Genomic DNA, 26,100 nt, shown 5'->3' on the forward strand with positions numbered 1-26,100 from the left:
GACCGGAAGATGGCCCGGTCGGCAGGCGAGGTCTGTGCAAAGCATCGGGAGTCTTACAATGAAACAACTTCTTGCAATACTGGTGGATGGCTCGGTCTACGCCTCATGGCTCTTCATCATTTCCGCCGGTCTGACCCTAATTTACGGGGTCATGCGAATCCTCAATATGTCTCATGGTAGCTTTTACGCCCTTGGCGCGTACTCTGGTGCTGCCATGGTTGGCTGGTATTTTTCTACCGGCTCTGTTCCCTGGTTCAGCTTCGTCGCGCTAATCGCCGCCGCCCTTGTCGCCGGTATTTCCGTGGGGCTCCTGGTTGAGCGCGGCCTTCTGCGATTCATGTATGGCCGGGACGAGGTCGTCATGATTCTGGTCACTTACGGCGTCCTACTCATCATGGAAGATGCCATCAAGCTAATATGGGGTGTTGAGCCCTACTTTGCTTACCAACCCTACACCCTACTGGGTCGAACCAAGTTCGCTGGATTATCCTTCGCTAATTACGATTTCATGCTTATCGGCGTGAGCATACTGATCGGTCTCGCACTCTGGTATGGCCTAAACCGCACACGCAACGGAAAACTGCTTCGAGTAGTCATTCACGATCGTGAGATAGCCAGCGCACTCGGCATCAACGTTGCCCGAATCTTCACCATTACATTTCTGATTGGAGCTGGTATCGGATCACTCGCTGGAGCCCTGACTGCTCCAGGTCTGTCTGTTGTACCGGGGATGGGTATTGAGGTGATTGTTCTTGCATTCGCCGTGGTAGTTATTGGCGGTCTTGGCAGCATCACTGGCGCCCTTGTCGGCGCTCTGATCGTGGGTATGTCCCGAGCTGCAGCTGTCCATCTTTATCCCGATGTTGAGCTGTTCGTTATCTACGCGGTCATGGGACTTGTGCTGGCATTTCGTCCGCAAGGCCTGTTTGCCGTTGCCAACGCGAGGAAAATCTAATGAAAACGAGATCCCTAGCGCTCTTATTTGTATTCGGGTTGGTAGTCATTGCTGGCGGCCTTCTGCTACCGCAGTGGATGTCCTACCTATTTACCATCGCGATGGGCAAAGGCCTTGTGGTGCTCGGTCTAGTCCTTCTTATGCGGGCTGGCCTGGTTTCCTTTGGCCAGGGCCTTTACTACTGCGTGGGCGCCTACGTTGCCGGCATGCTGACCCAGTTCGTGGGAGTCACTGACATTCTGGTCATCATGCTTGCTTCCGTCGCCGTCAGCGTTGCCATAGCAGCCATCATTGGCCTGCTACTGTGTCGGTATCGAGAGATCTTCTTCGCAATGTTTTCGATGGCGTTCTCGATGATTCTTTATGGCTTGCTGGTGCGCAATCAGTTCCTTGGATCTACCGATGGTTTTAACGTTGCCAATCCGAGCTTATTGGGTTGGACTCCGGGTGCTGAAGCTTCATCAGACCTGGTTCTGATTGTCGCAGTATTCCTTGTAATCGTTCTCGGAGCTGTCGCATGGCGATATCTGAAATCTCTATCAGGTTACGCAGGTGAGGCTGTTCGAGAGAATGAAATTCGGTTGGAGTATCTGGGCGGCTCTGTGTTCCGTGTGGTGTACGTAAAGTACATAATCGCGGCGGCCCTGGCGGCTATTGGTGGCACTATCACCGCTCTGGTAAGCGGTCACGTTGATCCAGAAATGGCGTATTGGACCACTTCTGGCGAGTTTGTATTTATAGCCCTAATGGGCGGGACTGCTCATGTTGCAGCCCCGATCGTTGCAGCCGTTCTGTTCGAAGCTCTGCGCACTTATGCGTTCGCCGTTTCGCCCTACACCTGGCAAATGATTCTGGGTTTTGCCCTGCTGGCAATCATCCTGTTCATGCCGTCCGGTCTGTGGTCCCTGGTTGAACGATTCCAAAACAAGAAAGCGAGGAAAACGTCATGAGCGCTTTGTTGAAAACGGTCAATCTGGAACGAACATTTGGTGCAGTCACTGCCGCCACCGACATCAATGTTGAACTGAATACAGGCGAGGTAGTTGGAGTTATCGGCTCCAACGGGGCTGGCAAAACCACCTTTATCAATATGGTAACGGGCTATATCCAGCCGTCCAGTGGCGACATTCTCGTGCGTGGTAAATCCATCATCGGGAAGTCACCCAGGGACGTCTCATTGGCGGGCGTTGGTCGCTCCTTTCAGGTGCCTCAACTATTCCAGGAACTGACGGTTTTGGAGAATATGCTGATTGCGTTCGGTTTCTCCGTCGACCGCAAATTGAGCTTTCTGAAGCCTCTCAGATCCAAGGAAAAAGTCGAAAAGGCCCATGCTGTACTCCGCGAATATGAAATCGAGCAGTACGCGGAGGAGGTTGTATCTACTCTGCCCCAGGGAGTTCGCAAGCTGTTGGACATTGCCATGGCAATGCTCGCTGAGCCCGGGCTCATGCTGCTGGATGAGCCAACCTCAGGCGTTGCCATCGAGGATAAATTCTTACTGATGGATACCGTCATGGCGGCTGTCCGGAAAAGTGATGCTGCAACAATGTTCGTCGAGCACGATATGGAAGTCGTTCTGCGTTACGCCGACCGAGTTCTCGCGTTTTACGATGGCCGGGTCCTTGCGGACGGTCCGACCCAAACCGTTTTGTCTGACGCCAAAGTCCAGGAATTGGTGGTTGGGCATCACCTCGATCTTAGCGAAAACGAGGACAGCACTAGCAAGGAGTCTTCCCATGTTAGAACTTAAAAATGTCACTACGGAGATTGCCGGTACCACTATTCTCCGTGACGTCAGCTTTTCCGTCAGCAAGGGTTCCATGGTCGGGCTGATTGGGCGGAACGGCGCCGGAAAGACGACCTCACTCCGATCAATTATGGGCCTCATCAAGCCGAAAGCGGGCCAGGTACTGATCAATGGCGAGGACATGACCAATCAGGGTTCTTATGAGCGCGCAGGTATGTCCATTGGCTATATGCCAGAGGATCGTCGTCTCGTACCTGATCTGACGGTCGAAGAAAACATCATGGCACCAGCATGGGCCTGCCAACTCGTTAACGCAGAAGCCAGACTTGCCTGGATCTACGAAATGATGCCCGAGGTAGAGTCTTTCTCTGATCGCCGTGCACTGCAGTTATCTGGCGGTCAGCAAAAGCTCGTTGCTCTGGCCCGAGCAATGATGACTGGAACCAACTTGCTGCTACTGGACGAACCATTCGAGGGAGTGGCACCCGCACTTTCCAGACGACTCGCCAGTGTTTTGAGCACACTTAAAGATGAAGGCCTGACAGTCTTGCTGTCTGAATCAGACCAATCTCATTCCGCAGATCTAGTCGACAAAGCCTTTCAGATCGAACGTGGCAGCGTCGAACCGATTGCGTCGCTGACCTAGGAGGTACAAATGACTGCATTCACGTTTAACACAACCAAAAGCGTTATTTGCGAACCCGGCGTAACCCATCGTCTTGGGCAAATCGTGAAAGAGCACATGGGTAAAAAGGTACTGCTCGTTACAGATCCCGGGCTCGTCAAGGCTGGATTGCTTGACGTGGCTACAAATTCCCTCAACGAGGCAGGCGTTAAGTACGAGTTATTCGATGGCGTCGTTGCCGATCCGCCTGTGTCAGTCGTAGAAGCCGCGTTAGCCGACGCACGAGAAGCCGGAGTGGATGGTGTTATCGGATTTGGTGGCGGTTCATCCATGGATGTTGCCAAGTTGATTGCACTTCTTATTGGCGGAGAGGAAAAGTTAGACGACGTTTACGGTGTTGGACAAGCCAAAGGCAAACGTTTACCTCTGATCCAGATTCCAACGACAGCAGGAACGGGCTCAGAGGTCACACCGATATCGATCATTACTGTTGGTGAAACCGAGAAAAAAGGCGTTGTTGCGCCTCAGTTGCTTCCCGACATCGCCTTGCTCGATGCCGAGTTGACTCTCGGGCTGCCAGCTCACGTGACCGCGGCTACCGGCATCGATGCCATGGTTCATGCTATTGAAAGCTATACGTCAGCTTCCGCAAATAACAATCCGGTTTCAAAGGCCCTGGCTCGCGAAGCGCTGCGATTGCTCGGCGCGAATATTGAGACAGCCGTAAAGGATGGCAGTAATGTCAAAGCTCGCTCTGACATGCTGCTCGGAGCCATGCTAGCAGGTCAGGCTTTTGCTAACTCACCCGTAGCGGCAGTGCATGCTCTTGCCTACCCAATCGGCGGAATTTTCCATGTACCCCATGGTCTTTCCAACGCATTGGTGCTGCCTCATGTCATGCGGTTTAACACGGAGATCTGCGGTGAAGCCTATTCAATTCTGGCTACCGATGTTTTCCCAGATCTGGCAGGCACACCTGCCGCTAAGAGGGCCAATCAATTCATCGACCGTCTTGAAGCTCTGAGTGCTGATCTGGGGCTTGAACAAACCCTGCGTGAAGTCGGAATTGGTGAGGCCGATCTGGCCACCCTGGCTTCGGATTCCATGAAGCAAACTCGGCTGCTTGTAAACAACCCCCGGGAAGTGTCTGAAACTGACGCTCTGGCAATTTACAAGGCCGCTTTCTAATTTGGCCATGCTCTTATTTGATTGAGGTTACTCATGTCTCTTGAATTAAAGAATCGCGAACTTCTGCGCGAACAGGCGTATATCAACGGCCAATGGATAACGGCCAAGTCGGGAAAGACGTTTGCCGTGAACGATCCGGCCAACGGTGAGCAGTTGGCAACGGTGCCAGACATGGATGACACCGACGCTCGTGCAGCGATTGAAGCCGCTTCAGCCGCCTGGCCGGCATGGCGCTCTACTCCCGCCAAAGAGCGCGCTAACATTCTGCGCAAATGGTTCAATCTACTCATGGCCAACCAAGAGGATCTTGCTCGTCTGATGACCGCTGAGCAGGGAAAACCATTGGCCGAATCGCGCGGTGAAGTTGGCTACGGTGCCAGCTTTATCGAATGGTTCGCGGAAGAGGCCAAGAGAGCCTACGGTGATGTCATACCAGGCCACGGAAAGGACAAACGCATCGTTGTGATCAAACAACCGGTTGGCGTAGTTGCGGCTATCACCCCTTGGAACTTTCCGATAGCAATGATTACTCGCAAAGTTGCTCCGGCGCTCGCAGCAGGCTGCCCGGTAGTGGTCAAACCCGCCGAAGATACACCTCTCTCCGCATTGGCCATCACCGCACTGGCAGAGGAAGCCGGCGTACCGGCAGGTCTAATCAACATCATCACCTGCTCCAAACCCAACGCTGTCTCTGTCGGTAGTGAGCTGACGGGCAATCCTATCGTGCGGAAAGTTTCGTTTACCGGATCTACGCCGGTCGGGAAGCTACTAATGCGACAAGCGAGCGATACCGTCAAAAAGGTCAGCTTGGAACTCGGAGGTAATGCACCCTTCATTGTTTTCGATGACGCGGATCTCGATGCAGCTGTTGCCGGCCTTATGGCCTCCAAGTACCGCAATACCGGCCAGACCTGCGTCTGCGCCAACAGAGTCTACGTTCAAGCAGGCGTGTACGACGCCTTTGCCGAAAAGCTGAAGGCTGCTGTCAGCAAAATGGTGGTTGGTCCCGGCCTCGAAGGCGAAACCCAGCAGGGCCCCCTTATCAACGATGCGGCGCTCGCGAAGGTTAAGCGGCACATTGAAGACGCTACATCAAAAGGTGCAAAGGTTGCCTTGGGTGGCCGAGCTCACTCCTTAGGCGGAACCTTCTTTGAACCAACAATTCTCACTCACGCTACTCAGGAAATGCTGATCGCCCGAGAGGAGACCTTCGGGCCGGTTGCGCCGTTGTTTAAGTTTGAAACCGACGACGAGGCAATCGCTATGGCAAATGATTCAGAGTTCGGCTTATCGGCCTATTTCTATAGCCGAAATATCCATCGGGTATGGCGCGTAGCGGAAGAACTGGAATCAGGAATGATTGGCGTCAACGAAGGCATTATCTCTACAGAAGTGGCTCCCTTTGGCGGGGTAAAGGAAAGCGGCCTTGGCCGGGAAGGCTCCCACTACGGTCTGGACGAGTACATGGAGCTTAAATACCTGTGCCTGGGCGGAATGAAATAAATCTCACATAAACCAAGGCGCCCCGATGTCAGGAATCGAGGCGCCTACAGTCATACTCTTGGAGGGCCAAGGTGAATCGACAGGACTTCTCGGTTTTCTACCCCGTCTACACCCGCTGGATGGACAACGATGTATACGGACACGTGAACAACGTTACTTATTACTCCTATTTCGACTCAACGATTAATCGATACCTCATTGAACAAGGTGGCCTCGATATTCATTCGGCCAACATAGTGGGCTATGTCGTTAGCTCATCCTGCCAATTCCGACGTCCCGTTGCATATCCCGATTCAATTTCGGTGGGTCTCAGGGTCTCGAAGCTTGGAAACAGCTCCGTTACTTATGAGTTAGGTATTTTCAGAGAATCGGAAGAAGAAGCCGCAGCCCATGGTCAAGTGGTGCACGTTTTCGTGGACCGTGACCAAAATCGCTCTGTACCCATGCCTGCACAAATTCGCCACTGTCTTGAGGAAATCATCGTCCCTCAAGTTAGTGCTGAAGAAATTTAGAAGTTTGCTGAGGATCAAAAATGAACAGTTCATTCGCCTATGCCCTGCTCATGTTGGTCGCAGGAATCGGAATACCTGTGATGGCAACGCTTAACGGCGGACTCGGCGCGAGACTGCAGAGCCCGGCCCTGGCCGCTGCGATTCTCTTTTTCGTTGCCCTGATTCTGGCAATTTCTTATTTGATCACCACGGAGGGTTTTCCCGAAAAAATTTTTCCGGCCAATGTTCCCGTGTACTTCTACTTCGGAGGTTTCTTTGTCCTCTTCTATATCCTAACAATCACCTGGGTAGCGCCTAGATTCGGCATATCCAATGCAATTGCTTTCGTTTTGCTGGGGCAGCTCATCGCAATGAGCCTCATCGACCATTTTGGTCTGCTGGGCGTTCAAAAGTTCACCATGAGCTTGAGGCGGCTCGCCGGGTTGGGTGTGATGACAATCGGCGTTTTCTTGGTACTGAATAAGGTCCCGGGAGGGGCAAGATAAGGGGTCAGCCAAGTTGCCCTTCGGGGTAAAATCGGTCCAATCTTCATATTTTCCCGATTGCAGCGCTGGAAAGCTAAAAGACCTTTTCCCAGTAAGATAAGACAGAATAGCCAGATGTAGTCTGAAAGAAACAAACCTTTTCGCGTCGACATTCTTGATCCTATGAACGCCTCCGGTTCTGGGTGGTCTACTACTCCTGCCGAAAGAGTCAGCTTCTTACTCCCAGTATGAAATGGCTTTTTTTGTGCCCGCTCATCATCCTCAGGCACTTCAATCACTACGAACGATTCTTGCCCTGCTCCACTATGATCAGCTCTTCCAGATCAAAGCCCTCTGCCTTTGCGCGTCTCCTGAACGCCTCAATCGCCTCCTCACTGACCTCTGGGGTACGCGAGAGAAACCAGAGATAGTCACGGTTGTACCCCGTCACAAAGGCGTATGAATATTGTTCCTTGTCGAGTTCAAACACGACATAAGATGCGTAGAAAGGTCCGAAGAAAGACACCTTCAGGTGGCCTGTGTTTTCTTCTTCCACAAACACCGCTCGGCCGTCAGCTTCCTCCCATGTTTCTTTTTCGACGTTATAACCCCGATTGATTACCTCGATGCTGCCGTCGTCGTTACGGCTGTATTCCGCGCGAACATTGGTGAGACCGCGCTCAAAGGAATGGTCCAGGCGGGCGATTTCGTACCAGGTACCGAGGTAACGGTCACTCTCAAAACCGGAGACTGGCTCAATACCCTCTGGAAGACCGGTGCAGCCGGCCATGCCGATAAGCGCGGCTACCAGAAACCATCTTTTTAACACTGCCATCATCGCCAATGCTCCATTGTCGAGTCCCAGATACGAGAAGGGCCAGCAGTTGCTGGCCCTCTTTTATACGTTGTAGAAGTCCCGGTACCAGTCCACGAACCGCGCAATACCCTCCTCTACGGGGGTAGCTGGCTTATAGCCCACATCGTCGATCAGATCATCAACATTGGCGTAGGTGGCCGGCACGTCGCCCGGCTGCAACGGAAGCAGGTTTTTCTGGGCTTTCTTCCTGACTCGCTCCTCGATAATCTCGATAAAGCGAGATAGCTCAACCGGGTTGTTACTACCGATGTTGTAAAGGCGATAAGGCGCCTTGCTGGTGCCGGGATCCGGGGTTGCTCCGCTCCACTCCCCGTTTGGTTCGGCAACGTGGTCCAGAGTCCGGATCACGCCTTCGACGATGTCGTCGATGTAGGTGAAGTCCCGGCGGTGATGGCCATGGTTGAAGACGTCGATGGGCTCCCCGGCAAGGATCTTTTTGGTAAAGATAAACAAGGCCATATCCGGACGACCCCAGGGACCATAGACAGTGAAAAACCGCAGGCCTGTGGTCGGCAGGTTATACAGGTGGCTGTACGTGTGGGCCATGAGCTCGTTGGCCTTCTTGGAGGCCGCGTAGAGACTCAGCGGGTGATCCACGTTGTCGTGCACCGAGAACGGCATGGTCTCGTTGGCACCGTACACCGAGCTGCTGGACGCATAGACGAGGTGCTTGACCTTATTGTGCCTGCACCCTTCAAGGATGTTCATGAAACCAACGAGGTTGGCGTCCACATAAGCGTGAGGATTCTCGATGGAATATCGGACACCCGCCTGGGCCGCCAGGTGCACTACCCGCTCGGGTTTGTGCTCGGCGAAAAGGGCTTCCATGGCAGCGCGGTCAGCCACATCCTGACGGACTTCGGTAAAACCGGCTTTGTCGGTCAGGCGCTTCAGCCGCGCTTCCTTCAGGTTCACATCGTAGTAATCATTGACGTTATCAACGCCAATGACTTCATCGCCCCGATCAAGAAGGCGATGAGCCAGGTGTGAGCCGATAAAACCGGCCGTTCCGGTAACAAGAATCTTCACGTGTCTCTCCCTGAAAAGACTGCCAGTCTCAGAACGATACCCCGGCACTCACGAACGGTCCGCCTATCTCGACATCAAGCCGGTCATTGCCGTCTTCGTAATCAATAGACATCTGACGATAGCCTGCGCGGAACTGGATCAATGAGATCTCGTACTGGCCGTAGGCGTTGAAATCGTGCAGAGAGTCACCGTCGAAGCTGATGAAGTTGCCCTCAGCACCTACGGAAACACCCGTTAGTGGCAGGTCGAAACGAGCGGCGAGGTAGCCCATGGGTATGACCGCATCGACCGTGGTTTCGTTCGAAGGCGTGCCTGTTAAGGCCTCTTTAACAATAAGCTCTCCGGACAGATCCCGTGCGGTAAGGCCAAGATCCAGGTTCACCCAGTTATCAAGCACCTCGTAGTAAAGAGTCAGATCCAGTTGCTCCAAATCGAGATCAGACTGAACATCAAGGCCACCAAAATTCACGCCGCCAAAGTTACCATTTACCTGGCCACGACCACTCTGCTGTACCAGAGTGTAGTTCAATCGAACATTGGGAAGCACCGGAATCGGATGCTCAAGATACAGGGACGCATTCGCATTCGAATCGCTGTCTAGGTTGAGGTCATTTTCTACATCAACCACATCACCGTTGTCAGCAGCCTGGCCGGACAGATCCGAATCCCAGTAACTTACACTGGCTCCAAGACCAACCACATCTGCCTGTGACACAGGCGCCACCAGAAACAGTGAACCACCTACAGCAAGCATCAGTTTACGCATGACACACCTTTTGAATTTGTTGTCAGTTTCAGTCAGTCGAACTGGATTCCCAGACGGCGCCCGACTTCTTCGTACGTTTCGATCACTTCGCCAAGCCCCTGACGGAAACGATCCTTATCCATTTTCTTGCGGGTTTCCTTGTCCCAGATCCGGCAACCGTCCGGACTGAATTCGTCACCCAGAACGATCTTGCCCTCGCAGCGACCAAACTCCAGTTTGTAATCCACAAGCAGCATGCCTGCCTCATCAAACAGGGCCTTGAGCACGTCGTTAACCCGATAGGTCAACGATTTCATCTGCTCCAGCTCATCCGCCGCGGCCCAGCCAAAGCTGACGGCCAGGGATTCGTTGACCATCGGATCGTGGAGTGCGTCGTTCTTGAGGAACAGTTCGTAGGTGGGCGGATTCAGTTCCTGCCCCTCCGCCACGCCAAGACGACGGCAGAGACTGCCGGCAGAAACATTGCGAACCACGCATTCAACCGGAATCATATCCAGCTTCTTGACGAGAGATTCGGTGGACGACAGCAACCCTTCAAAATGGGTGGGCACACCTGCCGCTTCCAGCTTCTCCATGATGAACGCATTGAACTTGTTGTTCACCATGCCCTTGCGATTGAGCTGTTCCTTTTTCTCACCGTCGAAGGCGGATGTGTCGTCACGGAATACCAGCACGAAACGTTCGGGGTTGTCGGTACGGTAGACGGATTTTGCCTTGCCGGCGTAGAGTTCTTCGCGTTTTTCCATTTGGGTCTCCGAAAAGCGGCCGCCTCTGGCGGCCTCTTCCTGAATCAGTATAGGTAATCGAACAGTTGCTCGAGCAAATCCGACGTCGTCCGGCTGCCAGTGTAACCCGGAACGTCCTCGGCAGAGATGACAATGGCGTCGCTCTGCTGGCTAAGGCTGACTGTGTGGGTATGCTGGGGTGCGTCCTTGTCACTGAACCAGCTGAACCAGCCCGGATCCCGCTCGTCTTCGGTGCGGAAATCGACATGGAACCAACCTTCACTCCGGTTCAGATCGACAACGGGAATGCCGGAATCTGTAAGTGCCCGACTTACTTCCGCCCAGGAACGACCATAATCAAGCTCCATGCGGATCGCGACGGCTTCATCGTTTTCCGAGATCAGGCGAACCAGCGGATCGCTGACCATTCCGGATGCCGCCCGGGAAAAGGATTTGGTTTCTTCACGCGCCCTGAGAAAGTCACCCAGATCGGACAGCAGGCGTCTCTGCAATTCCAGAGCCTGCTCGGAGGGATCAGAAACGCCAGTCCAGGGGATCAGCTCATCCGGCTGATCTTCAACATCAAGCCGGCGTACCTGCACCTCTGTGGTCTTGCGTCGCACACCGGGAGCCATCCGAATTTGAAGAACGACTTTCTGTTCGCCGGCAGATGGGTTATCCGACAGCTCCACAAGGTTTCGGGCACGCTTGCTGAAATTGGCAAGTTCTGTCTGCAGGATGCCCAACTGGGGACTGTCGAAGCCGACGCCAAGACCCCGCTCGGAGAGATAGCTGTTTACCGCAGGCCAGATTCTGCCCGGCACGTCGTTGACCAGGAGCCAGAGCCGACCATCCAGTTCTTCGATAACGTAGTTTTCATCAAGGATGTCCGATGTCATGTCCGGCGGACGCGGAATATCGGACGGATACATTTTGCTGGCGTCGGCCGGCTGGACATCACGGATGGGCATGGTCTGACTGAAACGGGAATCGTCGGCAGTCTCCGGCAATTCCAGTGGTTTTCCTTCCGTGGCATTCACATAGCGTTCGGAGCGGTCTTCAACCAGACTGCAGCCCGAGGCTGCTGCCAGAAGCAACAGCCCGGATGCGACAACAACGGGTTTGAACATCAGGGTACTACCGGTTCCTTTTAGAACCTGCATCAGGTTACTCCGGTGATGGGATGATTTAAGCAAACTCAGAGAACACCTGAGACCTTGAGGGCATCTTCCACTTCGCCATGGAACTTTTCGCTGAGCACGGTCAGCGGCAGGCGGATGCCTTCCCCAATCATTCCCATATGATGGAGCGCCCATTTCACCGGGATAGGATTCGCTTCGAGGAACAGCTTCCGGTTAAGAGGCATGAGCAGTTCGTTCAAACGCTCGGTTTCTTCACGATTTCCGGCAACAGCGGCTTCGCACAGCTGGGACATTGCCTTCGGGGCGACGTTCGCGGTGACGGACACGTTGCCCTTGGCACCGGCCAGCATAAGTTCCGCTGCCGTTGCGTCATCACCTGAATAGACAGCCAGACGGCCGTCCAACGCTTCAATCAGTTCGGCACCCCGGGGAATGTTGCCGGTGGCGTCTTTGATGCCCACGATATTCGGAATATCGGCAAGCCGGAGCACGGTCTCGTTCAGCATGTCGCACGCTGTCCTGCCGGGCACGTTGTACAGCATCTGGTTCATGCCGGGGACGGCTTCGGCAATCGCCTTGAAGTGCTGATACAGGCCTTCCTGGGTCGGCTTGTTGTAGTAGGGAACAACGAGCAGGCAGGCATCTGCGCCAAGCTTATGGGCCTCGGCCGTCAGTTCAATGGCCTCACGGGTGCTGTTGCCGCCGGTGCCCGCAATGACCGGGATGCGACCATTAACACGTTTGATGATGTGGCCAATGGTCTGGCAATGCTCTTCCGGGTCGAGCGTTGCGGATTCGCCGGTGGTGCCCACAGCAACGATGCCGTGTGTGCCGTTTTCAATATGAAAGTCTACCAGCTTGTCCAGATCCTCCCAGTGGATGTCACCGTTTGGATGCATGGGCGTGACCAGTGCGACAAGGCTACCCGTAATCATAAAAGCTCCGTCCGAATAAAACCGATATGGTAATGTTGGGCACGAACTGACACAAGGGAATTAAAGGAGATGTCATGCCATCCGTTGAGTTAAACAAACCCGTTCCGGATTTTGAAGCGGCAGCGACCGGAGACCAGACCATCCGACTGGACGATCTGAAGGGTCAGAATGTTGTTATTTATTTCTATCCGAAGGACAACACCCCCGGCTGCACCACTGAAGGCCAGGACTTCCGGGACCGTATGAAGCAGTTTGAAGAGCTGGATACGGTTATTTTCGGGGTATCCAGGGACGGTCTGAAAGCCCATGAGAACTTCCGGGCCAAGCATGAGTTTCCCTTCCACCTGATTTCAGACAAGGACGAGGCCCTGTGTTCCCTCTTCGACGTGATCAAGCTGAAAAAGCTCTACGGCAAGGAATACATGGGCGTCGACCGGAGCACCTTCCTGATCGACAAGGATGGCGTGCTGCGGGCTGAATGGCGCGGCGTAAAAGTGAAAGGCCACGCCGACGAGGTGCTAGAGGCTGTCAAGGCACTTTAAGCGCCTGTTAGGCGCTTCCGGGTTCCGCCGGCGGCGCCGACTCCTTCACTGGCCAGGCAGCAAACACCGCCTTGAGCATGGTAGCCAGTGGAATTGCGAAGAAAACACCCCACAAGCCCCAGATTCCCCCGAAGAACAGCACCGCGACGATAATGGCCACCGGGTGCAGATTGTTCACCTCCGAGAACAGAATGGGCACCAGAACATTGCCGTCAAGCGCCTGAATGACACCGTAGATGACCATCACCCAGATGAACTGGCTGCCCCAGCCGAAGGCGAACAGGGCAATCACCGCAACAGGGATGGTAACGACGGCCGCGCCAATGTAGGGAATCACTACACTCAGCCCCACCAACAGCGAGAGCAGCGCAGCGTAAGGCATGCCCAGCAGCTTGAAGGCAATGTAGGTGGCGCCGCCCACAATCAGGATCTCGACGGCTTTGCCGCGCACGTAGTTGGCGCACTGGAGGTTCACCTCGTGCCAGATCTGCAGCATCATCGGGCGCTGGGGTGGCAGCAGCCGGGCGATTGAGTTGAGCAGCACCTCCCTGTCCTTCAGGAAGAAGAACACCAGGATAGGCACCAGCACCATGTAGATCAGCAACGCCACGAGATCTGGAATACTGGACAGCGAGAACGACACCAGCCATTGGGTCATGTGCCCCACTTCCGTACTCACCTGGCTGTAAACGGTGCTGACAGCTTCTCCGGAGATCAGGTGGGGATACTGCTGTGGCAGCAGCTCAAGATAAGATTGCAGCTCCCGGATAATGCGTGGCGCCTCGCCGGCCAGGTTGCTCAACTGCGTCCAGATCAGCGGAAGCAGGCCAAACAGGAAGCCAACAAGCACGCCGAGGAAAACCAGGAAAACCCCAATAATGGAAACCGTCTCCGGCACGCCCAGCTTGTTGAGCTTGGTGACCAGACCCTGCAGAATAAAGGCCACAATCAGCGAGGCAATGGCCGGCGCAAGCATGGCACCGAACCAGATAACAAAAATGGTTCCTGTCACCAGTATCAGGAACAGGATGACCGCTTCTTCATCCGAGAAGTATTTGTGCGCGAGACCGCGTAATGTCCTGATCATTTACAGCTCCGAAATCTTAACCGCCGCACTTTATCACAAACCGGTACTGCCCGGCGGTGTCAGAACTGCTCATCAACTTGTGATCGGACATCTGCAGAAAGGCTGGAATATCCCGGGCAGAACCTGCGTCTGTAGCAATCACCTCGAGTTCTTCACCGGGCGCCATGCTGTTCAGTTCCAGCTTTGTCTTCAGCAGCGGCATCGGGCAGCGCAACCCGGAGGCATCAAGCGTTCGATCAACCATACTAGCGATACACCATCACAAAATAATAAGCGGATTTAACAAGCAGGCATTATGCCGACAGTGATAATGTATTGCATCACAATCCTCGTTAACCAGAGGATCAGAACTTTTTATCGCAAACCGCTGTCAAACCGGCGATTCAGACCACAGGCACCCGGCTTTACATGATTGCTATCCAACCCAGATCCCGAACGCTACCGGCCTTGGCCATCACCGCCCTGCTGGCCCTGCTGCTTTTTTCAATGCCGAGCCACGCTCAGGAGAACAGGCTGCCGAGCATTGGCGGTTCCGGTGGGGGCCTGATCGCGGGCCAGCAGGAATCGGATATTGGCCAGCAGGTAATGGTATCTATCCGCCGATCCGCGCCGAGGATCAGCGACCCCCTGGTGTATGACTACCTCAGCGCCATTACCTATCGCCTGGTGCCCTCGGCCCCACTCCAGAATCGGGACCTGACCCTGGCATTGATCGACAGTCCTGCTATCAACGCATTTGCGGTGCCCGGTGGCATTGTAGGCGTTAATGGCGGTCTGTTTCTCAATGCTGCGACCGAGCAACAATTTGCGTCCGTTCTCGCTCACGAACTTGCCCACCTCAGCCAGCGGCATTTTGCACGGCGCATGGAGCAGCAGGAAACCAGCGCTCCGCTCACACTCGCCGGTATGATTGCGGGCATTGTTCTGTCGGCGGTCACCCAGTCTGATATAGGTTTGCCGCCATTGCCGGGACCCAGGCGCTGGCCGCCCAGAACATGCTCGCCTACAGCCGCTCCCATGAACAGGAAGCCGACCGGGTCGGGCTGGACATTCTGGCCAGCGCCGGGATGGACCCTCGCGGCATGCCGGAAATGTTTGAAATCATGATGCGCCAGAACCGCATGCAGGGAAATCGACTGCCAGAGTATCTGTCTACGCACCCGTTAACCCAGAGCCGCGTGGCCGACACCCGGAATCGTGCCGAACAGTATCCAGATGAAAACATCCGGGACGGCCAGGAATACCATCTGATGCGCAGCCGGCTGCAAGTGCATTACGCGCCCTCCCCCGACGTAGCCGTCGAAACCTTTGAAGCCTACCTCGATCGGCCGGATGCCCAGAGAAACGATGCCATCCGGTATGGCTTGTCCGTGGCCTACCTCGAGGACCGGCAATACGAGAAGGCAGTGGATATACTGAACGATCTGCTGGCCACGAATCCGGGCCGAATCACCTTCCAGGTAACCCTCGCAGAGGTCAGGCTTGCACAAGATCGTGTGGACGAGGCTCGATCCATTCTGAAAGACGCACTGGCGAGGAATCCGGGGAACTATCCAATCACCCACACCCTCGCCCTCACGGAAATAGCCGATGGTAATGGCGCCGCTGCGGCGGAGCATCTCAAACAGCTGACCCGTCAGCTACCGGGACAGGAGCATCTCTGGCTGAAACTGGCCGAGGCGGAGGGCATGGCAAGGAATATTGTGGGCGTGCATCGTGCCCGGGCAGAATACGATGTTCTGATGGGCGATCTGGAGTCTGCCCAGCGTCAGCTAAGGCAGGCTCAGGAAAAGTTGCCGGCCGGCGCGCCACAGAGGCAGATTGTGACCGAGCGGCTGGCAGAAATCACCAGCCGCCTGCACGCCAGGGCCAACAGCTGATCAGGCGTTGCCAGCAGCCTTGAGATTCATGTTGGCGGTAAAATCCAACATGCGCTGCAGAGGCTGCAGCGCTTTCTCTCTCAGTTCCGGATCCACAAACACTTCCTGATCACCCCGCTCCAGTACCTGTAGCAGATTCTGAAGGCCGTTCATCGCCATCCAGGGGCAATGGGCGCAGCTACGACAGGTAGCTCCATTGCCTGCGGTGGGCGCTTCAATCAGCGTTTTGTTCGGAGCCAGTTGCTGCATCTTGTAGAAAATGCCGTTGTCAGTGGCAACAATGAACTTTTCGTTGGGCATGGTCTGGACAGCATGAATCAGCTGCGAGGTTGAACCCACAACATCCGCCATCTCAACCACGGCATCGGGCGATTCCGGGTGGACCAGTACAGCCGCGTCCGGATAAAGGGCCTTCAGATCCTCCAGCCCGCGGGATTTGAATTCCTCATGAACGATGCAGGAACCGTCCCAGAGCAGCATATCAGCACCCGTCGTTTTCTGGACGTAGTGCCCCAGGTGCTTATCCGGCGCCCAGAGGATTTTTTCGCCGCGGGCATCCAGATCTTCAACAATAGCCTGGGCACAGCTTGAGGTAACCACCCAGTCCGCCCTCGCCTTCACAGCCGCAGACGTATTGGCGTAGACCACGACCGTGCGATCCGGGTGCTGGTCACAAAACTCGGCGAACTCATCGGCAGGACAGCCCACATCCAGGGAACAGGTCGCCTCAAGCGTTGGCATCAGAACGCGCTTTTCAGGATTCAGGATCTTGGCGGTTTCGCCCATGAACCTCACGCCGGCAACCACGATGGTGGAGGCCGAATGTTGGTTGCCAAAACGGGCCATCTCGAGGGAGTCCGCAACACAGCCACCGGTTTCCTCGGCAAGCCGCTGGATATCGGGATCGGTGTAATAGTGAGCCACAAGCACCGCATCCTGCTCCTTCAGAGCCGATTTTATACGAGCCTCCAGGTCGGACTTTTCGTCCGCGCTGAGCGGCTTCGGCTCGGCAGCATGCGCCAGGTGCTCTTGAACAAGGATACGGTCTTCAGCGTAAGTCATTACTGCGTCTCTGTATTGCGTGAACCCGGACATTATAACATTCATGCCCCAGGCTTAATGTTTCTGAAACAGTGCGATCATACACTTGTGATCGCTTTGCCTGTTCCCTGTTTACCTAGGTAGGAACGTATACGCAAAAAAAAAGAGCCCGGAGGCTCTTTTTTCACAAAAACCCGCAGGCTTCTGTTATTTGGTGGGTCGTGAAGGATTCGAACCTTCGACCAATTGGTTAAAAGCCAACTGCTCTACCAACTGAGCTAACGACCCGTAACTGGCGACCGAAGCCTTGACTTCAATCTATACCGAATGACTCAGCCCACCCGGTATTTCGTGTTTGGTGGGTCGTGAAGGATTCGAACCTTCGACCAATTGGTTAAAAGCCAACTGCTCTACCAACTGAGCTAACGACCCAAACGAGGCGCATATAGTAATGATTTTTGGCCGTTGATCAACCCCTTTTTCTCAGGTTTCTCAACATTTTTGCCGCGCCAGACAATCAGCCGTTCTGGGACTCGAGAAACTTCCGTGCGAGGTCAGCAGCACTGCTGGACGGGTAATCATCAATCACAGTTTGCATGCTGCGCCGAGCCTGTTCCTTTTCGCCCAGGCGATCATGAGTTACGCCCAGCTTATAGACCGCATCCGGAGCCTTGCGATGGTCGGCAAAACGGGTAGCGACAATCGTGAACGCCTGTTTTGCCTGTTCGAGCTGCGGCTTGACCAGATAGACCTCGCCGAGCCAGTAATAGGCGTTGACCGTCAGATCACCTTCCGGATATTCATCGATAAATTCGTATATCCGACTAATGGCATCATCGTATTTTTTCTGATTACGAATCAGGTCCTGGATCTGCTCGTAGGCCTTTCGTTCTTCCGCATCGGGCTGGCGGTATTCCCTGGCCTCCCGGGCCTGGCCTGAGGCAGCAGAGCCACCACCTTCGCTGGCTTCGGGAGCCGGCTGTGATGCGACCTTTTCCGAGAGATCCAGAATACGCTGATCCAGATCGATATAACGGTCGCGCCCTTGCTGCTGCAGGCGGTTAATCAGGTGCCGCTGCTCCTCCACTTCGCCCTGGAGCCGTCTGACTTCACCCTGAAGCTGCTGGATCATGTAGAACAGTTCCGACGTCGCCTGACTGCTGTTGGCGTTACGCTGACTGTCCTGGGCTGATTGCGCCAGGGCCACTCCCGCCTGCCCAAGGGCAAGCGGAAGCACCACTGTCGCCATGAGGATTTTTCTCATGGTCGTTCCTGTGTGATTACTCAAATACGAGTTCTACACGACGATTCTGGGCCCAGGCGCTCTCGCTGGAACCCATCACGGCCGGCTTCTCTTCGCCATAGCTTACGGTCTCGAGCTGGCCACGTGAAGCACCGTTTACAATCAGGAAACGCTGAACGGCGTTAGCACGACGCTCGCCAAGGGCCAGGTTGTATTCCTTGGTACCGCGCTCGTCGGCGTGCCCCTCAATGCGGACGTTCTGACCCGGGTTGTTGGCGAGGAAACGGGCATGTGCCACCAGGACATCGCGGGCTTCCTGCTTGATTTCAGCCGTATCGAAATCAAAGTAGAAGGTGGTGATTTCACGCAGGGCCTGTTGTTCGGCCTGCTTGCGAGCTTCCATACGCTCTTCTTCGGTCATGGCTGAAGAAGAAACACCGCCCTGGTCGTCACCTCCGTAAACAGTGGATCCACCTTCCTGGTCTACAGCAGCCACATCGGAACCATACTCGCCGCCTTCTTCGGAGGTACCACCGGTAGAGCTACAGCCCGCTACCAGACCGACAGACAACAACAGTGCGAACGCTTTTGATTGAGCTGAAAAATTCATGTTTTCTTCCTTTCAGTTGAGTGACGTTATTGCTTGAACAATGGCCAACACCGGAAAGCTCCGGGAGTCAGCGAACCAAAGGTCCCCAGGCGGGCTCACGGACATCGCCTTCGGATGCCGGCAAGCTGTACGCTGCTCCACCATCCGCGGAAATAACCGTGAGCACGTTGCTGCCATTCTGCCGGGTAGCGTAGATCAGCATCCGGCCATTGGGCGCAACACTGGGAGACTCATCAGACTCGGTGCGGGTTAGGATCGTTTCCTCCCCGGTTTTCAGTTCGGTACGGGCAATGTGAAATGCCCGATCGCGCTGGTGAACGTAATAAACATAGTTACCGTCATTGTCGGGCCTTGGCCGAGCGTTGTAACGGCTGCCGAAGGTGATACGACGAGGCTCCGCACCCGGTGTATCCATGTGGTAAATCTGCGGACCTCCGGACCGGTCCGACGTAAAGAAAATGCCCTTGCCAGTGGCGTCATAGCTCGGCTCGGTATCAATAGCCCAGTGGTTCGTAAGCTTGGTCAACTGCCGGGTATCCAGGTTCATCCGGTAGATCTCGGCGTTGCCGTCTTTCGAGAGGGTCATCAACAACGATCGGCCATCGTCGGACCAGGCCGGCGCCGAGTTAAGCCCCGGAAAGTCTGCCACTTTGGTGCGATTGCCGGTTGCAAGCTCATGAACAAAAATCACCGGTTTCCCTGTTTCGAACGACACATAGGCCAGCTTTTCCCCGTCTGGCGACCATGCCGGTGACAGGATGGGTTCCTGGCTTTCAAGACGGATTCTGGCGCGCTTGCCGTCCACGTCACTGACCTGCAGTCGGTAACGGGGTTTGCCGTTGGCGGTATCAAGCGTGATATAGGCAAGCTTTGTTGAGAAGGCACCCGGCACGCCTGTGATGGCCTCATATACCTTGTCGCTGATGTGGTGAGCCAGCGAGCGCATATTGGAGGCAGGTGCCGCCGCAGTTTCACCGAGAATCCGTTCCTCGCGGTTTACATCGAACAACTCATACCGGGCCTGAACACGGTCACCACTTCGGCTGAGGGCCCCCACAAGAACATAGCGCTGGCCCAGCAGGCGCCAGTCCCGGAAATACACTTCCTCCCGCCTGGATGGCAGGCTCAGCATCTTCTCGGGAGGCAGAGTCCGGAATTCGCCCGTCATGGTCAGATCCGCCTGAACAATGCTGCTGACCTTGTCGCCAGCGGGCATCTGTCCAGACTCGGCGAAAGGCACCACTGCAACAGGAATGGCCGAATCCGCGCCTTCAGTAATCCGGATCAACAGCTCCGCCCGGGCTGCCGAAACCGCGAAAAAGATCAGCGCCGTGGCGGCAAGAAGCGTTCTGGACGGTTTGTGCCAAATCCGATGTGTCATGGTGTTATCCGCATCCTTATCTCAACCGGCGTGGGTTGAATTCAATCGTAAACTGTCGGAAATACCGTTCAAAGGTATCCCGATCATTGGGTATCGGGTAACGACTCAGGGAACGCACCGCCCCCAGAGCGGAGTTATCGAACGCTGTATTCCCGCTGCTACTGACCAGCCGCACTCCGGCAAGCTCACCCGTCGGTAACAGCGTAATCTGGAGCCGCGCGGTCATCTCTTCAGTAGCCGAACTGGGCGGATACCACGCCTGGCTCAAGCGCTCACGGATCAAAGCCTGGTACTTCTCACTCTCCGACAGCATCTGGGCTTCCCGCGCTTTCGCAGCGGCCGCCTCTCTCTGGCGACGGGATTCCTCTTCCCGGGCCCTCTGAGCCGCCTCCGCCTGGGCTTCAAGCTGCTGTTCCCGGAGCTTGCGCTCTGCCTCGAGGCGCTTACGCTCAGCTTCCTGGCGAGCCAGTTCCTCCTGGCGCTTTCGTTCGGCCTCTTCCCGCTTCCGCTGCTCTTCCTGGCGCCGCTTCTCTTCTTCGGCTTTTCGTTTTGCCTCTTCCTGACGGCGTTTTTCTTCCTCAGCTTTCTGCCTGGCCCGCTCCTTGGCTTCCGCTTCCGCCTTTTGACGGGCAGCCTCCGCTTCACGGGCTTTCCGGGCTTCGCGTTCTTTCGCCTCTGCTTCCTGTCGCTCCTGCTCTTTCTGCTGCTGGAGCCGTTTTTGTTCTTCCTGTCGCTTCTGCTCTGCAATGCGACGGGCTTCTTCTTCCTGCCTCTGTCGTTCAGCTTCTTCCTTGCGACGCTGCTCTTCGGCCCGGCGTTCTTCGTCCCGCTTTTGCTGATCGACCGGCTCTACCACCGGGCTCGGTTCCGGCTCCTGCTGGGTAATCAGCCGGGCCGATATGCTCCTGGGTGGCGGCTCATGATCGGTGCTGGTCCAAGACCAACCCGCAAGCGCAATGCCCAGAATCAACAGGTGCAACGTGACCGAGAGCGCCACCGGTGATTTCCATGGTGGCACGCCTGTTGTGGTTACTTCGCGCTGGTGATCTCTCACAACACTCCTGCCCGCAACACTATCAATTGTCGTCCCGCGGTGATTCGGTGATCAGGCCGATACTGCTCGCCCCGGCACCCTGCAACTCGGCCATCAACCGAACAACTGTGCCGTAAGTAACATTCTCATCGCCGCGAACCAGAATCTCACTGGAGGCCCGTTGCGAGAGGATCTTGGAAACCTGGGCACGCAGGTCAGACAGCGTCATAGGGTCACTGCCCTCGTCTCCGATCTCGACGTAGTACGCTCCGTTTGCATCAACCGAAACAATGATGGACTCAACATCCTTGTCAGACTGAATAGGATCGGAAGTGGTCTGGGGCAGATCAACCTTCACCCCTTGCGTCAGCATCGGGGCGGTGACCATGAAGATGATCAGCAGCACCAGCATTACGTCAATGTACGGAACCACGTTGATCTCCGACATTGGCTTGCGCCGGTTTTCCGGCATCATTCCCATGCCTTTCATAGAACTGTGCTCCCGGGCTGATTCCTGCCTCTAATTACCAACCACATCATGCGGCGCCCTTGTCGCTCTGATGGACGCGGCGATGGAGGATGCTGGAAAACTCATCCGCAAAGGTTTCGTAGTTCTTCAAAAGGGCATCGGACATGGCGGAAAAACGGTTATAGGCAATAACCGCCGGTATTGCGGCGAACAGACCCATGGCGGTTGCGATGAGGGCCTCGGAGATGCCGGGCGCCACCGTCGCCAGTGTCGCCTGCTGAACCTGTGCCAGCCCCCGGAACGAGTTCATGATGCCCCAGACGGTACCAAACAGACCCACATAAGGGCTGGTGGAGCCGACCGTCGCCAGAAAAGGCAGGCTGGCCTCCAGCCGCTCGTGCTCCCGGGAAAAGGCGACCCGCATTGCGCGCTGGGTACCTTCCATGACCGCATCGGCATCCCGGCTTTGCTGGCGCAACCGGGAAAACTCCTTGAAACCGGCCCGGAACAGGGATTCCATGCCGGAAAACGGTGTTGGATCGGCATTCACCTCCCGGTACAACTGCCCCAGATCCATGCCTGACCAGAAACGCTCCTCGAACGCCAATTGCGCCCTCTTGGCCTTCCGGAACACCTGCAGGCGCTGGAAAATCAAGGCCCAGGACATGATTGACGCCAGGGCCAGCAAAAGCATGACCAGCTGAACCAAGACACCGGCATTGGCAATGAGGTACCAGACTGAAAGTTCTGAATCCACTTCTTACTCCTGGCTCGTTCTGTTTATCGTTTCGGTGGGCTGGACATTCCTGGCCAGCAATTCCTGCATATTCGTCGGTAACCGGCGGGGACGACCGGAATCAAGCGCTACGCAGGCTACCCGCACATCACTGTCACTCAGCAACTTCCGGTCTTCGGCCCGCATCACACGCTGACGGAAATCCATCCAGACTCTACCAAAAGCCACCGGTTCCGCAGTAACCAGCAGTTCGTCATCAAGCTTGGCCGGTACCGCATAATGAATGGTCAGCCGCTGCACTACATAACTGATATTGTCCGCCAGCCCCGCCCTGAGGCCAACGCCGCAACTGCGCACCCATTCGGTTCGGGCCCGCTCCATGTAATGGAGATATTTGGCATGAAATACGATGCCACCAGCGTCGGTGTCCTCGATATAGACCCGAATCGGCAGCTCGAACCTTCCCTCTGGCGCCTGTTCAACCAAAAAGATCGTCCTCCCTGCCCGACTTCGGCGGAATCACGCCGAAATGCTGATAGGCGTTGGAGGTCACCATCCGCCCTCTGGGAGTCCGGACCATATAACCCTGCTGGATCAGGAAGGGCTCAAGCACATCCTCAATGGTGCCGCGCTCTTCACTGATCGCGGCAGCAAGGCTCTCGACCCCGACAGGGCCACCGTCGAATTTCTCGATCATGGCCAGCAGCAGGCGCCGATCCATGTGATCGAAACCCTGGTTATCCACTTTCAGCATATTCAGTGCCTGATCGGCGATATCAGAGGTGATACGACCGTCTGAGCGGACTTCCGCAAAATCGCGGACACGGCGCAACAGGCGATTGGCGATACGCGGGGTACCGCGGGACCGGCGGGCAATTTCGAACGCGCCTGCCTCATCGACGGCTACCGAAGACAATCGCGCGGAGCGCAGAATGATGCTGGTAAGATCTTCGGTGTTATAGAACTCCAGCCGCTGCACGATGCCGAAGCGGTCACGCAGCGGCGAAGTCAGCAAGCCTGCCCGGGTGGTCGCCCCGACGAGGGTGAATGGCGGCAGGTCCAGCTTGATGGAGCGGGCGGCCGGGCCCTCACCGATCATGATGTCGAGCTGGTAATCTTCCATCGCCGGATACAGCACTTCTTCCACTGCCGCGCTGAGACGGTGGATCTCGTCAATGAAGAGAACGTCACCTTCTTCGAGATTAGTCAGCATGGCGGCCAGGTCGCCGGCTTTTTCAAGCACAGGACCAGACGTTGTCTTGATGGATACGCCCATCTCATTGGCGATGATATTGGCAAGGGTTGTTTTGCCCAGACCGGGCGGGCCAAAGATCAGAACGTGGTCCAGCGCTTCCTGACGACCCCGGGCCGCGGATATGAAAATATCCATCTGCTCACGGACCGTGGGCTGGCCAACATATTCGGCCAGCAGTGTCGGGCGAATGGCCCTGTCCTGTACTTCCTCATATTCACCGGCCCGGGCCGAGATCAACCGGTCGGATTCGATCATGGCATCACCCATAGTGTGGGAATCAACATCGTGCCTCACGTTTGCCCGCTATTCCAGCGCAGCCCCAATTGTACAAAGGGGTTAGCAGGTGTCACGTTACGCTCTCTACAGGTTCGCGACAGGTTCTGACGATCAGGCCGGAATCATGTTTCGCAGGGCCAGACGGATGAGCGTTTCACTACTCATCCCCTCCTCGGCCACTTTGCTGATGGCCTTGGCAGCCTCCTGGGGCTTGTAACCCAGAGCGATCAGTGCGGCTTCCGCCTCTTCAGTGGCCACCGGCCCGCCAGCGGGGCCTTGCCCGCCCGGCTGCCCCACGCCTGTCGCCTCGGGCGACGTTGGCACAAATTGCCCTTCAAGTTGCCCTATCCGGTCCGCCATTTCAATAAGAAGCCGTTCTGCTGTCTTCTTGCCAACGCCGGGGAGCTTGACCAGTGAGGCGGAGTCACGATTCTCAACGCAGCGAATGAACTGCTGTGCGTCCAATCCGGAAAGAATGCCAACGGCCAGCTTCGGGCCAACCCCATTGACCTTGATCAGCAGGCGGAAGAGGTCCCGGTCCAGGCTGGAAGCAAAGCCGTAGAGGCTCTGGGCGTCTTCACGGACGGCAAAATGGGTGTGCAGGGTGACTTCATCGCCGGTCTCCGGCAGATGAAAGAAGGTGGTATAAGGGATGTCGACTTCATAGCCCAGGCCCGCGCACTCAACCAGCGCCTGGCCCGGAGCCTTTTCAACCAGAATACCTCGGATACGACCAATCAAGCTGAATCTCCTGTCGCTCCTGGGAGCGGTTTATTGTTGTCGCACGCGACCGCTTCGGACTTTTCCCGCGCCACTGGCCACCCGCAGAATACTCTGGCTCATGTGGGCATGGCACATGGCGATGGCGAGCGCATCGGCCGCATCTGCCTGGGGTTTGCGTGAAAGCGAGAGCAACACCTGAACCATGTGCTGAACCTGGGATTTGTCAGCCCCGCCCTTGCCGACCACCGCCTGCTTTACCTGCCTCGCCGAGTATTCATGAACCGCCAAGCCACTGTTGGCGGCACTGACGATGGCCGCGCCGCGGGCCTGACCCAGCTTCAGAGCCGAGTCAGGATTGCGGGCCATGAACACCTGCTCGATGGCAAATTCTTCCGGCCGATACTCTCCGATCAGGGTGGCAAGGCTCTGGAATATGGTCTGAAGGCGTTCAGCCATGGGCTTCTCGCCCACCCGGATACAACCACTGTCGATGTACTCGATGTGTCGACCATCTGCCCGAATGACGCCGTAACCGGTAATTCGTGACCCCGGATCAACGCCCAGAATTATCGCCACATCAATGCTCCTGACTGGTCAAAGCGATTCCATGATGTCGCCGGAGATATCCGCGTTATGGTAGACATTCTGAACATCGTCCAGATCTTCGAGCATATCAATAAGCTTGAGGATGGTTTCCGCGCCGTCCCGATCCAGCTCAACCCGCGTGGATGGAACCATGGTTACTTCAGCATTGTCCGGCACCAGTCCCGCATTGACCAGAGATTCCTTGACGTCCAGAAACTGCTCGGGTGTGGTTACGATTTCCCAGGAACCGTCGTCCTGGGCCGCAAGGTCTTCGGCACCGGCGCTGAGTACGGCTTCCACCAGCCTGTCCTCTTCCCACTCCGGACCGTAGCTGATGATGCCCTGCTTGCTGAACAGGTAGGCGACCGATCCGTCGGTACCGAGATTGCCACCCATCTTGTTGAACGCGTGGCGGATTTCAGCCACAGACCGGTTTTTGTTGTCGGTCATGACTTCCACGAATATCGCCACACCACCGGGGCCATAGCCTTCGTAGGTCTGCTCTTCGTAGTTGTCATCATCGCCACCACCGGTGCCACGTTCAACCGCGCGCTCGATGGTGTCTTTTTTCATATTGGCGGTGAGCGCCTTGTCGATGACGGCGCGCAGGCGGGGATTATCATCGGGATTCCCCCCGCCCTGGCGCGCGGCCACGGTCAGCTCACGAATGATTTTGGTGAAGATCTTGCCCCGCTTGGCATCTTGTGCCGCCTTGCGGTGCTTGATGTTGGCCCACTTACTGTGACCCGCCATACAGCTCCTCCCTTAAAT

General features: G+C 55.8%; 29 protein-coding genes, 2 tRNA genes and 1 pseudogene. 10 read left to right on the plus strand and 22 right to left on the minus strand.

What is annotated here, in order from left to right:
• The first annotated feature begins 58 nt into the window (after positions 1-58).
• From HP15_RS10020 to HP15_RS10055, 8 genes are all read left to right on the plus strand, one after another.
• The gene (locus tag HP15_RS10020; RefSeq protein WP_014577369.1) at positions 59-955 is read left to right on the plus strand and encodes a branched-chain amino acid ABC transporter permease; all 897 of its coding nucleotides are present in this window, start codon (positions 59-61) and stop codon (positions 953-955) included.
• Positions 955-1,905, plus strand: coding sequence for a branched-chain amino acid ABC transporter permease (locus HP15_RS10025; protein ID WP_041645275.1), 951 nt, complete (start codon positions 955-957; stop codon positions 1,903-1,905). The genes HP15_RS10020 and HP15_RS10025 overlap by 1 nt, the downstream gene beginning before the upstream one ends.
• Positions 1,902-2,705, plus strand: a complete 804-nt coding sequence (locus HP15_RS10030) for an ABC transporter ATP-binding protein (RefSeq protein ID WP_014577371.1) — start codon at positions 1,902-1,904, stop codon at positions 2,703-2,705. Before HP15_RS10025 ends, HP15_RS10030 begins: the two co-directional genes overlap by 4 nt.
• Complete coding sequence (locus HP15_RS10035; protein ID WP_014577372.1) at positions 2,692-3,348, plus strand: ATP-binding cassette domain-containing protein; 657 nt, start codon at positions 2,692-2,694, stop codon at positions 3,346-3,348. The genes HP15_RS10030 and HP15_RS10035 overlap by 14 nt, the downstream gene beginning before the upstream one ends.
• Before the next feature lie 9 nt (positions 3,349-3,357).
• On the plus strand, positions 3,358-4,515 hold the full coding sequence (locus HP15_RS10040; RefSeq protein WP_014577373.1) for an iron-containing alcohol dehydrogenase: 1,158 nt from the start codon (positions 3,358-3,360) through the stop codon (positions 4,513-4,515).
• A gap of 33 nt (positions 4,516-4,548) precedes the next feature.
• A complete protein-coding gene (locus HP15_RS10045; protein ID WP_014577374.1) occupies positions 4,549-6,018 on the plus strand; it encodes an NAD-dependent succinate-semialdehyde dehydrogenase in 1,470 nt (489 codons plus the stop codon).
• A 71-nt stretch (positions 6,019-6,089) separates the two neighbouring features.
• Positions 6,090-6,530, plus strand: a complete 441-nt coding sequence (locus HP15_RS21940; protein WP_228732810.1) for an acyl-CoA thioesterase — start codon at positions 6,090-6,092, stop codon at positions 6,528-6,530.
• Positions 6,531-6,550: 20 nt separating this feature from the next.
• Positions 6,551-7,015 carry a DMT family transporter gene (locus HP15_RS10055; protein ID WP_014577375.1) on the plus strand — a complete coding sequence of 155 codons (465 nt, stop codon included), beginning with the start codon at positions 6,551-6,553 and terminating at the stop codon, positions 7,013-7,015.
• A gap of 277 nt (positions 7,016-7,292) precedes the next feature.
• Here the strand turns inward: HP15_RS10055 and HP15_RS10060 are convergent, their stop codons facing one another.
• Genes HP15_RS10060 through dapA form a run of 6 tightly spaced genes read right to left on the minus strand, consistent with a single transcriptional unit; the run spans position 7,293 to position 12,468 of the window.
• A complete protein-coding gene (locus HP15_RS10060; RefSeq protein WP_014577376.1) occupies positions 7,293-7,832 on the minus strand; it encodes a lipocalin family protein in 540 nt (179 codons plus the stop codon).
• Between the two features lie 60 nt (positions 7,833-7,892).
• On the minus strand, positions 7,893-8,900 hold the full coding sequence (locus HP15_RS10065; RefSeq protein ID WP_014577377.1) for an NAD-dependent epimerase: 1,008 nt from the start codon (positions 8,898-8,900) through the stop codon (positions 7,893-7,895).
• Positions 8,901-8,928: 28 nt separating this feature from the next.
• Positions 8,929-9,666: a TIGR04219 family outer membrane beta-barrel protein gene (locus HP15_RS10070; RefSeq protein ID WP_014577378.1), complete on the minus strand. Its 738-nt coding sequence runs from the start codon at positions 9,664-9,666 to the stop codon at positions 8,929-8,931.
• Positions 9,667-9,698: 32 nt separating this feature from the next.
• On the minus strand, positions 9,699-10,412 hold the full coding sequence (gene purC, locus HP15_RS10075; protein ID WP_008169108.1) for a phosphoribosylaminoimidazolesuccinocarboxamide synthase: 714 nt from the start codon (positions 10,410-10,412) through the stop codon (positions 9,699-9,701).
• A gap of 44 nt (positions 10,413-10,456) precedes the next feature.
• A complete protein-coding gene (bamC, locus tag HP15_RS10080; protein WP_041645277.1) occupies positions 10,457-11,554 on the minus strand; it encodes an outer membrane protein assembly factor BamC in 1,098 nt (365 codons plus the stop codon).
• A 35-nt stretch (positions 11,555-11,589) separates the two neighbouring features.
• Positions 11,590-12,468 carry a 4-hydroxy-tetrahydrodipicolinate synthase gene (gene dapA, locus HP15_RS10085; RefSeq protein ID WP_014577380.1) on the minus strand — a complete coding sequence of 293 codons (879 nt, stop codon included), beginning with the start codon at positions 12,466-12,468 and terminating at the stop codon, positions 11,590-11,592.
• Between the two features lie 74 nt (positions 12,469-12,542).
• Here dapA and HP15_RS10090 point away from each other — a divergent pair, with 74 nt between their 5' ends.
• A complete protein-coding gene (locus tag HP15_RS10090; RefSeq protein WP_014577381.1) occupies positions 12,543-13,010 on the plus strand; it encodes a peroxiredoxin in 468 nt (155 codons plus the stop codon).
• Positions 13,011-13,017: 7 nt separating this feature from the next.
• Here the strand turns inward: HP15_RS10090 and HP15_RS10095 are convergent, their stop codons facing one another.
• Positions 13,018-14,097, minus strand: a complete 1,080-nt coding sequence (locus HP15_RS10095) for an AI-2E family transporter (RefSeq protein WP_008169115.1) — start codon at positions 14,095-14,097, stop codon at positions 13,018-13,020.
• Between the two features lie 16 nt (positions 14,098-14,113).
• Positions 14,114-14,341: a sulfurtransferase TusA family protein gene (locus tag HP15_RS10100; RefSeq protein ID WP_014577382.1), complete on the minus strand. Its 228-nt coding sequence runs from the start codon at positions 14,339-14,341 to the stop codon at positions 14,114-14,116.
• Between the two features lie 242 nt (positions 14,342-14,583).
• Between HP15_RS10100 and HP15_RS22895 the strand changes: the two are divergent.
• A pseudogene (locus HP15_RS22895) lies at positions 14,584-15,977 on the plus strand (M48 family metalloprotease).
• On the opposite strand, the gene nadA reads toward HP15_RS22895, so the two are convergent.
• The 14 genes from nadA to HP15_RS10175 form a co-directional block, all read right to left on the minus strand.
• Positions 15,978-17,039 carry a quinolinate synthase NadA gene (gene nadA / locus HP15_RS10110; protein WP_014577384.1) on the minus strand — a complete coding sequence of 354 codons (1,062 nt, stop codon included), beginning with the start codon at positions 17,037-17,039 and terminating at the stop codon, positions 15,978-15,980. It abuts the pseudogene before it with no gap.
• A 191-nt stretch (positions 17,040-17,230) separates the two neighbouring features.
• A tRNA-Lys gene (locus HP15_RS10115) sits at positions 17,231-17,306 on the minus strand.
• Between the two features lie 68 nt (positions 17,307-17,374).
• Positions 17,375-17,450 (minus strand) — tRNA-Lys (locus tag HP15_RS10120).
• A gap of 85 nt (positions 17,451-17,535) precedes the next feature.
• Positions 17,536-18,282 carry a tol-pal system protein YbgF gene (gene ybgF, locus HP15_RS10125; protein WP_014577385.1) on the minus strand — a complete coding sequence of 249 codons (747 nt, stop codon included), beginning with the start codon at positions 18,280-18,282 and terminating at the stop codon, positions 17,536-17,538.
• A 16-nt stretch (positions 18,283-18,298) separates the two neighbouring features.
• Positions 18,299-18,871 carry a peptidoglycan-associated lipoprotein Pal gene (gene pal, locus HP15_RS10130; RefSeq protein ID WP_008169120.1) on the minus strand — a complete coding sequence of 191 codons (573 nt, stop codon included), beginning with the start codon at positions 18,869-18,871 and terminating at the stop codon, positions 18,299-18,301.
• Positions 18,872-18,938: 67 nt separating this feature from the next.
• Positions 18,939-20,252 (minus strand): Tol-Pal system beta propeller repeat protein TolB, encoded by a 1,314-nt coding sequence (gene tolB, locus HP15_RS10135; RefSeq protein ID WP_014577386.1) that lies wholly within the window; start codon positions 20,250-20,252, stop codon positions 18,939-18,941.
• Positions 20,253-20,268: 16 nt separating this feature from the next.
• Positions 20,269-21,249, minus strand: coding sequence for a cell envelope integrity protein TolA (tolA, locus tag HP15_RS10140; protein ID WP_014577387.1), 981 nt, complete (start codon positions 21,247-21,249; stop codon positions 20,269-20,271).
• 79 nt (positions 21,250-21,328) lie between these two features.
• Positions 21,329-21,775 (minus strand): protein TolR, encoded by a 447-nt coding sequence (tolR, locus tag HP15_RS10145; RefSeq protein WP_014577388.1) that lies wholly within the window; start codon positions 21,773-21,775, stop codon positions 21,329-21,331.
• A gap of 46 nt (positions 21,776-21,821) precedes the next feature.
• Complete coding sequence (gene tolQ / locus HP15_RS10150) at positions 21,822-22,511, minus strand: protein TolQ (protein ID WP_014577389.1); 690 nt, start codon at positions 22,509-22,511, stop codon at positions 21,822-21,824.
• A 3-nt stretch (positions 22,512-22,514) separates the two neighbouring features.
• Complete coding sequence (locus HP15_RS10155; RefSeq protein WP_014577390.1) at positions 22,515-22,976, minus strand: YbgC/FadM family acyl-CoA thioesterase; 462 nt, start codon at positions 22,974-22,976, stop codon at positions 22,515-22,517.
• Positions 22,969-24,000 carry a Holliday junction branch migration DNA helicase RuvB gene (gene ruvB, locus HP15_RS10160; protein ID WP_008169131.1) on the minus strand — a complete coding sequence of 344 codons (1,032 nt, stop codon included), beginning with the start codon at positions 23,998-24,000 and terminating at the stop codon, positions 22,969-22,971. Before ruvB ends, HP15_RS10155 begins: the two co-directional genes overlap by 8 nt.
• Before the next feature lie 132 nt (positions 24,001-24,132).
• Positions 24,133-24,762, minus strand: a complete 630-nt coding sequence (gene ruvA / locus HP15_RS10165; RefSeq protein ID WP_014577392.1) for a Holliday junction branch migration protein RuvA — start codon at positions 24,760-24,762, stop codon at positions 24,133-24,135.
• A 30-nt stretch (positions 24,763-24,792) separates the two neighbouring features.
• Positions 24,793-25,320, minus strand: coding sequence for a crossover junction endodeoxyribonuclease RuvC (gene ruvC / locus HP15_RS10170; protein WP_014577393.1), 528 nt, complete (start codon positions 25,318-25,320; stop codon positions 24,793-24,795).
• An 18-nt stretch (positions 25,321-25,338) separates the two neighbouring features.
• Positions 25,339-26,082 carry a YebC/PmpR family DNA-binding transcriptional regulator gene (locus HP15_RS10175; protein ID WP_014577394.1) on the minus strand — a complete coding sequence of 248 codons (744 nt, stop codon included), beginning with the start codon at positions 26,080-26,082 and terminating at the stop codon, positions 25,339-25,341.
• Positions 26,083-26,100: the final 18 nt, after the last annotated feature.

The sequence above is a fragment of the Marinobacter adhaerens HP15 genome, from assembly GCF_000166295.1.
Classification (GTDB): domain Bacteria; phylum Pseudomonadota; class Gammaproteobacteria; order Pseudomonadales; family Oleiphilaceae; genus Marinobacter; species Marinobacter adhaerens.

Coding starts and splice junctions, on each gene's coding strand:
- HP15_RS10020 (WP_014577369.1), top strand. CDS start 59: ATGAAACAACTTCTTGCAATACTGGTGGATGGCTCGGTCTACGCCTCA.
- HP15_RS10025 (WP_041645275.1), top strand. CDS start 955: ATGAAAACGAGATCCCTAGCGCTCTTATTTGTATTCGGGTTGGTAGTC.
- HP15_RS10030 (WP_014577371.1), top strand. CDS start 1,902: ATGAGCGCTTTGTTGAAAACGGTCAATCTGGAACGAACATTTGGTGCA.
- HP15_RS10035 (WP_014577372.1), top strand. CDS start 2,692: ATGTTAGAACTTAAAAATGTCACTACGGAGATTGCCGGTACCACTATT.
- HP15_RS10040 (WP_014577373.1), top strand. CDS start 3,358: ATGACTGCATTCACGTTTAACACAACCAAAAGCGTTATTTGCGAACCC.
- HP15_RS10045 (WP_014577374.1), top strand. CDS start 4,549: ATGTCTCTTGAATTAAAGAATCGCGAACTTCTGCGCGAACAGGCGTAT.
- HP15_RS10055 (WP_014577375.1), top strand. CDS start 6,551: ATGAACAGTTCATTCGCCTATGCCCTGCTCATGTTGGTCGCAGGAATC.
- HP15_RS10060 (WP_014577376.1), bottom strand. CDS start 7,832: ATGATGGCAGTGTTAAAAAGATGGTTTCTGGTAGCCGCGCTTATCGGC.
- HP15_RS10070 (WP_014577378.1), bottom strand. CDS start 9,666: ATGCGTAAACTGATGCTTGCTGTAGGTGGTTCACTGTTTCTGGTGGCG.
- purC (WP_008169108.1), bottom strand. CDS start 10,412: ATGGAAAAACGCGAAGAACTCTACGCCGGCAAGGCAAAATCCGTCTAC.
- bamC (WP_041645277.1), bottom strand. CDS start 11,554: ATGCAGGTTCTAAAAGGAACCGGTAGTACCCTGATGTTCAAACCCGTT.
- dapA (WP_014577380.1), bottom strand. CDS start 12,468: ATGATTACGGGTAGCCTTGTCGCACTGGTCACGCCCATGCATCCAAAC.
- HP15_RS10090 (WP_014577381.1), top strand. CDS start 12,543: ATGCCATCCGTTGAGTTAAACAAACCCGTTCCGGATTTTGAAGCGGCA.
- HP15_RS10095 (WP_008169115.1), bottom strand. CDS start 14,097: ATGATCAGGACATTACGCGGTCTCGCGCACAAATACTTCTCGGATGAA.
- HP15_RS10100 (WP_014577382.1), bottom strand. CDS start 14,341: ATGGTTGATCGAACGCTTGATGCCTCCGGGTTGCGCTGCCCGATGCCG.
- nadA (WP_014577384.1), bottom strand. CDS start 17,039: ATGACTTACGCTGAAGACCGTATCCTTGTTCAAGAGCACCTGGCGCAT.
- ybgF (WP_014577385.1), bottom strand. CDS start 18,282: ATGAGAAAAATCCTCATGGCGACAGTGGTGCTTCCGCTTGCCCTTGGG.
- pal (WP_008169120.1), bottom strand. CDS start 18,871: ATGAATTTTTCAGCTCAATCAAAAGCGTTCGCACTGTTGTTGTCTGTC.
- tolB (WP_014577386.1), bottom strand. CDS start 20,252: ATGACACATCGGATTTGGCACAAACCGTCCAGAACGCTTCTTGCCGCC.
- tolR (WP_014577388.1), bottom strand. CDS start 21,775: ATGAAAGGCATGGGAATGATGCCGGAAAACCGGCGCAAGCCAATGTCG.
- ruvB (WP_008169131.1), bottom strand. CDS start 24,000: ATGATCGAATCCGACCGGTTGATCTCGGCCCGGGCCGGTGAATATGAG.
- HP15_RS10175 (WP_014577394.1), bottom strand. CDS start 26,082: ATGGCGGGTCACAGTAAGTGGGCCAACATCAAGCACCGCAAGGCGGCA.